Annotated in this window: 9 protein-coding genes; 8 read left to right on the top strand and 1 reads right to left on the bottom strand. The window is 71.3% G+C overall.

Features of this window, described 5'->3' with window-relative positions; translation table 11 throughout:
* Positions 1-253: 253 nt before the first annotated feature.
* From VKN16_04800 to VKN16_04770, 7 genes are all read left to right on the top strand, one after another.
* Positions 254-1,144, top strand: coding sequence for a 2-hydroxy-3-oxopropionate reductase (locus VKN16_04800; protein ID HME93517.1), 891 nt, complete (start codon positions 254-256; stop codon positions 1,142-1,144).
* The gene (locus VKN16_04795; GenBank protein ID HME93516.1) at positions 1,141-2,169 is read left to right on the top strand and encodes a GNAT family N-acetyltransferase; all 1,029 of its coding nucleotides are present in this window, start codon (positions 1,141-1,143) and stop codon (positions 2,167-2,169) included. Before VKN16_04800 ends, VKN16_04795 begins: the two co-directional genes overlap by 4 nt.
* 7 nt (positions 2,170-2,176) lie before the next feature.
* The gene (locus VKN16_04790; GenBank protein HME93515.1) at positions 2,177-2,560 is read left to right on the top strand and encodes a copper resistance CopC family protein; all 384 of its coding nucleotides are present in this window, start codon (positions 2,177-2,179) and stop codon (positions 2,558-2,560) included.
* Positions 2,561-2,580: 20 nt separating this feature from the next.
* Entirely contained in the window at positions 2,581-3,678 is a 1,098-nt protein-coding gene (locus VKN16_04785) for an aldo/keto reductase (GenBank protein ID HME93514.1), read from the top strand.
* Positions 3,679-3,762: 84 nt separating this feature from the next.
* Complete coding sequence (gene mce, locus VKN16_04780) at positions 3,763-4,524, top strand: methylmalonyl-CoA epimerase (GenBank protein HME93513.1); 762 nt, start codon at positions 3,763-3,765, stop codon at positions 4,522-4,524.
* 28 nt (positions 4,525-4,552) lie between these two features.
* Positions 4,553-5,326, top strand: a complete 774-nt coding sequence (locus VKN16_04775; protein ID HME93512.1) for an SDR family oxidoreductase — start codon at positions 4,553-4,555, stop codon at positions 5,324-5,326.
* A gap of 6 nt (positions 5,327-5,332) precedes the next feature.
* Entirely contained in the window at positions 5,333-5,743 is a 411-nt protein-coding gene (locus VKN16_04770) for a luciferase family protein (protein HME93511.1), read from the top strand.
* A gap of 31 nt (positions 5,744-5,774) precedes the next feature.
* On the opposite strand, the gene VKN16_04765 is transcribed toward VKN16_04770, so the two are convergent.
* Positions 5,775-7,046 carry an MFS transporter gene (locus tag VKN16_04765; GenBank protein ID HME93510.1) on the bottom strand — a complete coding sequence of 424 codons (1,272 nt, stop codon included), beginning with the start codon at positions 7,044-7,046 and terminating at the stop codon, positions 5,775-5,777.
* Positions 7,047-7,099: 53 nt separating this feature from the next.
* Here VKN16_04765 and VKN16_04760 point away from each other — a divergent pair, with 53 nt between their 5' ends.
* The gene (locus VKN16_04760) at positions 7,100-9,157 is read left to right on the top strand and encodes a molybdopterin oxidoreductase family protein (protein HME93509.1); all 2,058 of its coding nucleotides are present in this window, start codon (positions 7,100-7,102) and stop codon (positions 9,155-9,157) included.

The following is a 9,157-nucleotide window of genomic DNA, read 5'->3' as shown; positions in this document are numbered from 1 at the left end:
GCCCGCGGGGGCGGCTCCGATCTCGCATTCAGGTGCTCGTGCGTGCGCTGGTCGGCGGGACCACCCCTCAGGGGAGGGGCCACCACCACATCCAGGTCGCAGCCGAGCGCGTGCGGCTCACGGCCGAGAGCCTCGCAGGTGGGCGGCCGACTGTCAAGGGCCTGGGGAATGGCTTGACTCGCCGCGCCGCCTTGTGTTACTCCACTGTCCGGGCCGCTCTCGCTCCTCCCACTCTGGTCCCCGCGAGGCTACCATGGCGCAAGTCATCGGATTCATTGGGCTCGGAATCATGGGCCGTCCCATGGCCAAGAATTTGCTCAAGGCCGGCTATCCACTAATTGTCCACAGTCGGAGCCAGGGGCCGGTCCAGGAGGTGGTCGGGGCCGGGGCCAAGCCGGCGACCTGGCCCCGGGATGTCGCGGCCCAGTGTGACGTCCTGATCACCATGCTGCCGAACTCGCCCGACGTGGAGCTGGTGGCCCTGGGTAAGGACGGCATCATCGAGGGCGCCAGGCGCGACCTGCTCTTCCTCGACATGTCGACCATCTCCCCGCTGGTGTCCCAGAAGGTGGGCAAGGCCCTGGCCGCGAAGGGTGTGCGCATGCTGGACGCGCCGGTCTCGGGTGGCGAGAAGGGCGCGATCGACGGCGCGCTGTCCATCATGGTGGGCGGCGAGAAGGCGGACTTCGACGCGGCGCTGCCGGTGTTCCAGGCGATGGGCAAGACCATCACCCATCTGGGCCCCCTCGGGGCGGGCGGCTTCACCAAGCTCGCGAATCAGATCATCGTGGCGGTCAACCTCACCGCGCTGGGGGAGGCGCTGACGCTGGCCCGCAAGGCCGGCCTCGATCGGGCGCTCACCCTCAAGGCGCTCGGCGGCGGGCTCGCCGGCTCGAAGTGCCTCGAGCAGAAGACGCCCAACTACACCGCGGGCACCTACAACCCCGGCTTCAAGATCGATCTGCACTTCAAGGACCTGGGGCTGATCATGGAGTCCTCGCGCGCCCTCGGGGTGCCCCTGCCGTGCACCGCGGTGGTGCAGGAGCTGTTCAACGCGATGCGGGTGAAGGGCAAGGGCGGCCTCGATCATTCCGGCGTCATCACGCTGCTCGAAGAGCTCGCGGGCGTGCCGGAGAAGGCATGAGGGCGACCGTCGACCGACCTGGTCTCGACTCGCAGGGCCGCTCCCCGCTGATCAAGATCCGCCGCGTTCGCAAGGGCGATCTCTCGAAGGTCCGCGACGTCATCGAGCAGGCCTTCGGCGATTTCTTCGAGCGCCAGGTCGGCACGCGGCCGCGCCAGGTGTTCGGCGGCGCCCAGTACGTGCACCACCGGTGGCTGATGGAGCCGTGGGGCTGCTTCGTGGCCGAGGAGGGCGACGGCAAGATCGTCGGCGCCGCGGTGGCGGTGATGTGGGGCACGATCGGCGTCATCGGCCCGGTGGCGGTCCTCACCAACTACCAGAACCAGGACATCGGCCAGCAGCTGCTCACCGCCTGCCAGGAGTTCTTCGACGAGAACAAGGCGACGCTGCAGGGGCTCGCCACGTATCCGTACAGCCCCAAGCATCTGATCCTCTACCAGAAGTTCGGCTACAAGCCGAAGGGGCTCGTGGTGGTCACGAGCAAGACGGTCGATCGGAACGACCTCGCCGCCGCGAAGACGGCGCCGCGCCCGGGGCTCGCGGTGCGCCGCTACTCGACGCTGGAGGAGGCGCGCAAGAAGCAGGTGATGCAGAAGATCCGGCGCATCACCAACGCGCTCTGGCGCGGCTTCGACCTGGCCAAGGAGATCGAGATCGTCGAGGGCCTCACCCTGGGCGACACCCTGTTGCTCGAGAAGGGGCGCGAGGTCATCGGCTTCGCGGTCTGCCATCTCCCGCCCAACAGCGAGGCGCCGCACGGCAGCGCCTACGTCAAGCTGCTCGCCATCGACAGTCGTCACCGCAAGCCCGAGCACCTGGACAGCCTGCTCGCCGGGGTGGAGGATCTCGCCGCGGCGGGACAGCTGCAGCGGGTGGTGGTGCCGGCCTACACGTACTACTGGACCGCCTACCAGACGCTGCTCCAGCGCGGCTACCACGTCGACTTCACGATGGTGCGCATGAAGCGGGGCAAGCAGGAGGACTACGAAGACGCCAGCGACCTGGTGCTGGACGACTGGCGCTGAGAGTCCGGTGATCCGTGCTCTGCGGCCGGTCCGGACGCCGGCCTGGCTTCTCGGGAGCGTCCTGGCCGGGCTGATCCCGGCGGCGGCGTACGCCCACGCGATCGTCCTGGAATCCTCCCCGCGGCCCGGCGCGGTGCTCGCCCGGCCGCCCGCGCAGATCACCCTCCGCTTCAACAGCAAGATCGAGAAGCGCTTCACGCGGCTGACTCTCGCCACCGGCAACCAGCCTCCCGCGCCGGTGACCGCCGCGCGCGACGAGCCGGCCGCTCCCGACCGCCTCGTGATCCCGATCCGCTCGCTCGCGCCCGGTGACTACACCCTGCGCTATCGGGTCCTCGCGGTCGACGGTCACATCACCGAGGGCGCGCTGCGCTTCACGGTCGAGCCGTAGGGCGGGAGCCGAGGGCCATCATGGGCGTGCGCGGATTCGCGACGGCCGAAGGGACCGCGGGCTACCGGAAGCGCCTCGGCGCGCGGGCGGGCAAGGGACACTTCCGGGCGTGGCGCGGGCTGAGCGTCTCCTCCCTGGGCATCGGCACTCACCTGGGCAACGACGACGAGGCCACCGATCACGCCTACGAGGACTCGGTGCGGCGCGCCCTCGAGCTGGGCTTCAACATGGTGGACACCGCGATCAACTACCGCCACCAGCGCAGCGAGCGCAGCATCGGCGCGGCGCTGCGCTCGCTCCTGAGCGACGGCACCATCGCGCGGGAGGAGGTGGTGCTGACCACCAAGGGCGGCGTCATCGCCTTCGACGGAAGCAAGCCCGCGAACCCGGTCGCCTATTTCACGGAGACCTACGTGCGGCCGGGCGTGCTGACCCTGTCCGACGTGGTGGCCGGCCAGCACTGCATGACGCCCCGCTATCTCGGCGATCAGCTCGACCGCAGCCGCGCGAACCTGGGCGTGGACACCATCGACGTGTACTACCTGCACAATCCGGAGACGCAGCTGCAGGTGGTGGAGCGGTCGGTGTTCGCGGCGCGCATGCGCGCCGCCTTCGAGTTCCTGGAGAGCGCGGTCGGCGACGGCCGCATCCGCTGCTACGGCACCGCCACCTGGAACGGCTACCGCGAGGCGTCCACCGCGCGCGACTACCTCTCGCTGCCCGAGCTGGTGGGCCTGGCCCGCGACGTCGCGGGCGACCGGCATCATTTCGCGATGATCCAGCTCCCGTACAACCTCCGCATGACCGAGGCCCTCACCCTGCCCAACCAGACGGTGGACACGGCGCCGCTGTCCGTCGTGCAGGCGGCCGCGCACCTCGGCGTCTACGTCACCGCGTCGGCCTCCATGCTGCGGGGGCAGCTCGCCAAGAACCTGCCCGCCGAGCTCGGCCAGGTGCTGGGCGACCTCAGCACCGACGCGCAGCGCGCGCTCCAGTTCGTGCGCTCGACCCCCGGCGTCGGCACCGCGCTCTGCGGGATGCAGAGCGTGGCCCACGTCGAGGAGAACGCGGTCCTGGTGAAGGTGCCGCCCGCCGGCTCCCTCTTCACGCGCGGCTGAGCGTTCGCGCGTGGCCGACGAGCGGCGAAAGAAGTTGAAAATCCGGGCCTCGTCGGCTAGCGTGATCGTCGGGTCGATCGAGCGATGGTGACCAACGTCCATCACGTCGGAATCGCGGTGAAGAGCCTGTCGCAGGCCTATCGATTCTGGCGGGACACGCTGGGGCTACCGCTGTCGCGCGAGGCGGTGGTGGCCGAGCAGGGCGTGCGGGCCGCGCTCCTCGCGGCGGGCGAGAGCGAGATCGAGCTGCTGGAGCCGCTGTCGGCGGAGAGCGCGGTGGGGCGCTTCCTGGCCAAGCGCGGGGAAGGGCTCCACCACATCTGCTTCAAGACCGCCGACGTGGCCTCCGATCTCACCGCGCTGCGGGCGCGGGGCGTGCCGCTGATCGACAGCGAGCCCCGTCAAGGGCTCGCCGGCCGGATCGGATTCCTCCATCCCAAGGCCTGCCACGGGGTCCTGGTCGAGCTGGCCACCCCGTCGAACGGCGAGACCCACGCCGAGTCGCCGGTGCGCTTCAAGCGGCTCGTGATCGGCTCGCCGGCTCCGGACGACGCGGCCAAGACGTACCAGGACCTGTTCGGCCTGCCCGAGGTCGAGGTCAACGGCGGTCCGCGAACCATGCTCGGCTGGGCCGGCGGGGCCACGCTCCTCATGGTCCCGGCCGGGGAGGCGCGCGGGTTGGAAGGCCTGGTCGCGCTGTCGATGGTGGCTCCGGAGCTGCCGCCGCTGGTGGCGCGCCTCGAGAAGGCGAAGGCGTCGGTCCTGCTGGGAGCCGCCGAGCTGACGGTCGAGCCCGCTTCCTCTCACGGAGTCCACCTCCACATCTCGCGGTATCACTTCCCCTGATCCCGGCCGGCGGAAGCGTCGGGAGCCGATGACGCTCGAGGGCAAGGTCGTGCTGGTCACGGGAGGCGCCACCGGCATCGGTCGCGCCACCGTGATCGCCCTGGCCCGCGCGGGCGCCCACGTCGCGATCAACTACTCGAAGTCGGCCGCGGAGGCCGAGGAGTCGGCGCGGCTCGCCGCGCAGGCGGGCGGCCGCGCCCTGACCGTGCAGGCCGACGTCACGCTGGACGCGCAGGTGCGCGCGATGATGAGCCGCGTCGCGCGCGAGATGGGCGGGCTCGACGGGCTCGTGAACAACGCGGGCTGGACCGCGCGGGTGCCCCACCGCCAGCTGGACGACCTCACCGACGAGATCTGGGACCGCGTGTTCGCCACCAACCTGCGCGCGCCGTTCTACTGCGTGCGCGCCGCGGTGCCGCATCTCGAGAAACGCGGCGGCGGGGCCGTCGTCAACATCACCTCGGTGGCGGGCTTCACCGGGACCGGCTCCTCGATGGCCTACGCGGCCTCCAAGGCGGGGCTCACCGTCCTGACCAAGTCGCTGGCCCGCGTGCTCGCTCCGTCGAAGATCCGGGTCAACGCGGTGGCGCCGGGGCTGCTGCGCACCGGCTTCGGCGATGGCTTCATCACCGACGAGCTCCTGGACCAGGCGGCGCAGGTGACGCCGATCGGGCGCACTCCCACCGCGGAGGAGGTGGCGGACGCGGTGGTGTTCCTGCTGGCCCACCCCGCGATGACCGGCTACACCTCGGTCGTGGACGGCGGGCTCTGCGCGCTGGGCCCGACGGACCCGCGGCGCTAGACGGCGGTGAGCCCTCGCCGGCCGTTTCGCGGCATCGGCTCGGCGCGCAAGACCCGGCGCACCCTCGAGCGCGGGGGCGTCGGCCCGGCCGCCGAGCTCAATCAGACGCTCGGCAACTGGCCCCGCGTGAAGATCACGCCGATGTTCGGGCGCTGGGGGTACTTCGTGGGGCCGCGCCTCTTCGCGTGCTTTCCCCTGCGTCCCAAGGACGCCGATCTCTGGATCCGCCTTGGCCCCGAGGATCAGCGCCGGGCGCTCGCCGCGGGCTGCTCGCCGCACCGGCGGCTGAGCGCGAGCGGATGGGTGGAATGTCGGGTGGAGGCGCCGCGCGACGTGGGCCGCGCGCTCCGCTGGCTGCGCCGCGCCTACGAGGGCGCGAAGCAGATCGTCGAGCGCGAGGAGCGCGCGGAGCCCTGACGCGCGGCCGGCGGCGGCGCCGGTCCGGTTTCTAGTCGCCCGGCTCTCGGGCGGCCGCCTCGATATCGTCGATCGGCACGAGCGGTACCAGGATCCAGGCCGCCGCGGTGAAGACGGTGGAGATCAGCACCAGCGGCGTGTAGCCCACCCGGTCGTACAGATTGGCTCCGGCCCACTCCGCGCTCCGCGTGCCGAAGTTGTAGATCGACATCAGCAGCGCGAAGAAGGTGGCCTCCGCGTGGCGCGGGCACGCCTTGGCGGCCAGATCCAGGAACGCGAGCTGGGTGGTCATGGCGACCGCGCCGAAGACGAGCGTGATGATCACCGCGGACACGCGGCCGCGGTAGAGGAGATAGGCGAGCGTGCTCACCGCGCCGACGCCGATCGACCACACGATCAGTCGCTTCAGCGAGAACGCGCGGCCGAGGCGGGCGTAGACCCACGCGCCCACGATGCTGGCGGCGGCGCCCAGCGAGGAGAGCACGCCGATGAAGGTCTGCGAGAAGCCGAGGGTGTCGGTCTCGTAATAGAAGAACGCGGGGCCGAACGAGGGGCTGAAGGCCCAGAAGAAGATGAAGGCGGCCACCGCCCACAGTTCTCGGTGACCGAGCGCGCGGCGGATCGACGCCCAGGTCTCGCCGAATCCCTCGAGATTCGGCCGGGCGGGCGGCTCGCGCACCACGAGGGCGGCCATGAGGAACGACACCACCGGAAAGCACGCGACCAGCGCGAAGGCGGCCGCGAACGCGCGGCGCTCGGCCAGGTAGCCGCCGACCAGCCCGGAGAGGATCGAGGCGGCCCCGAGGGCGCCCCACTGCACGGACTGGAAGACGCCGGTCAGGCCGAGCGGCTTGCCGTGCTCCACCATCAAGGCGTCGGTGAGGACGTCGGTGAAGCCGACGCCGAGCCAGAGCAGCGTGATCACGAGCGCGAGCGCCGCGTAGGGCGCTTCGGCCATCAGGCTCACCGCCACCGCGCTGAGCGCCGCCATCGACGACATGATCAGGAAGTAGCTGCGCCGCCGCGTGCCGAAGAGCGGCACGAAGTCCGAGAGCAGGCCGTAGAGCGGCTTGATGAACCAGGGAATCGTGATGATCCACGCGAAGGCGGCGAGCTGCCCCGCGGTGAGGCCACGCTCCTTGAACACGATGGCGACGACCTGATCCGGCAGGTAGATCATGCCCTGCGAGAAGTAGACGATCGCGAACAGGCCCGCGAGGCGGCGGGCCTCGGGACGGCGGAGCGGAGACCAGCGCGCGACGCCGCGGCGCTCGGTCCCCTGCGGCGCGGCCCCCTCGAGCATGGCCAATAGTAGCGCGCCTCCACGCGCGGCGCGGCATGCTACTCTAGCGACTCATGCGAGCGACCCGTTCGTCGGTCTGTCCACACGACTGTCCGTCGCAGTGCGCGCTGGAGGTCACGGTGGAAGCCGGGCGCATCACCGACGTGACCGGCGACCCGCGCCATCCGTTCACCCGCGGGGTCATCTGCGGCAAGGTGCACGACTACGCCGACCGCGTCTACGGCCCCACGCGGGTCCTGACCCCGCTGCGCCGGGTGGGGGCCAAGGGCGAGGGCCGCTTCGCGCCCATCGGCTGGGACGACGCGGTCGACCTGATCGCCCACCACTGGCAGCGGATCATCGCGCAGTGGGGCGCCCCGGCGATCCTGCCCTTCTCGTACGGAGGCACGCTGGGGCTCCTGCAGTACTCGGCGGGGCACCCGCTGTTCCACGCGCTCGGCGCCTCGCGCCTCGAGCGCACCATCTGCGTGAGCACCGCCTACGCGGGCTGGATGGCCACCCTCGGCACCGTGACCGGCAGCGACTCCGAGCAGATGGTGGACGCCGACCTGGTGGTGCTGTGGGGGATCAACGCCTCGCACACGCACATCAACGCGATGAGCCTGGTCAAGGAGGCGCGCCGGCGCGGCGCGCGCATCGTCTGCATCGATCCGTACCGCACCCGCACCGCCCGTCAGGCCGACTGGCACCTGATGCCGCGGCCGGGCACCGACGGCGCCCTCGCCCTGGGCGTGATGCACGTGCTCATCGGCGAGGACCTGGTCGACCACGACTACCTCCAGCGCGCGACGCTCGGGTTCACCGCGCTCGCCCACCACGTGAAGGCGTACGATCCCGATCGCGTGGCCGCCCTCACCGGCCTCGCCGCCCCCGACATCGTCGCGTTCGCGCGCCGCTACGGCTCGACCGCGGCCGCCTTCATCCGGGTCGGCATCGGACTCTCCCGCCACGACAACGGGGGCATGACCTGCCGGACCATCGCGTGCCTGCCCGCGCTCACCGGGGCCTACGCCCATCCGGCGGGCGGCGCCCTCCTCTCATCCACCAGCGCGTTCGGCTTCCGGCACTCGGTCCTCGAGCGGCCGGACCTGATGCCGCGCCCCGCTCCGCGCGCGATCAACATGATCCAGCTCGGACGCGCCTTGACCGATCCCGACCTGGCTCCGCCGGTGAAGGCGCTCTACGTCTACAACGCCAACCCGGCCACGGTGGTGCCGAATCAGGAGCTGGTGCTGCAGGGACTGCGGCGCGAGGACCTGTTCACGGTGGTGCACGAGCAACATCTGACCGACACCACCGACTACGCCGACCTCGTGCTGCCCGCGACCACCTCGATGGAGCACACCGATCTCTACAAGTCGTACGGGCACTTCTACCTGCAGCTGGCCCGTCCGGTGATCGCCCCCCGGGGCGAGTCGCGCTCGAACTGGACGGTGACGCGGCTGCTCGCGCGGGCCATGGGCCTGCGCGATGCGCATTTCGCGAAGGGCGAGGACGACCTCATCCGCGAGATGCTCGCCTCGGGCGACGCGTCGGTCGCCGGCATCACGCTGGAGCGGCTCGAGCGCGAGCATTCGGTGCGGCTCTCGGTGGGCCGGCCCTACCGGCCGTTCGCGGACGGGGCGCCGACTCCGTCGGGCCGGATCGAGTTCGTGTCGGAGACGCTGGCGCGACGCGGGCATCCCGCGCTGCCCACCTACGTGCCGCTGGTGGAGGGGCCCGAGCACGCGGAGCTGGTGCGGCGCTATCCGCTCCAGTGCATCGTGCCGCCCAACCGCTTCTTCCTGAACTCGTCGTTCAGCGAGTCGGAGCGCGCGCGGCGCCGCCAGCGCGGGCCCGCGGTGCTGCTGCATCCCGCCGACGCGGCCGCGCGCTCGATCGGCGAGGGCGACGCGGTGCTGGTGCGCAGCGCGCGCGGCCAGGCCAGGTTCGTCGCCGAGCTGACCGAGGACACCCGGCCGGGCGTCGCGGTGGTGGAGGGGATCTGGTGGAGCAAGCACCAGCCCGGCGGCCGCGGGGTGAACGCGCTCACCGACGACCGCACCGCCGACATGGGTGGCGGGCCCGCGCTGCATTCCAACCTGGTCCAGATCGAGCGCCTCGGCTCATGA

It is taken from the genome of Candidatus Methylomirabilota bacterium (assembly GCA_035315345.1).
GTDB lineage: Bacteria > Methylomirabilota > Methylomirabilia > Rokubacteriales > CSP1-6 > CAMLFJ01.
The sequence above is the reverse complement of the archived record's forward strand: the minus strand, read 5'-3'. Positions and strand labels throughout refer to the sequence as shown.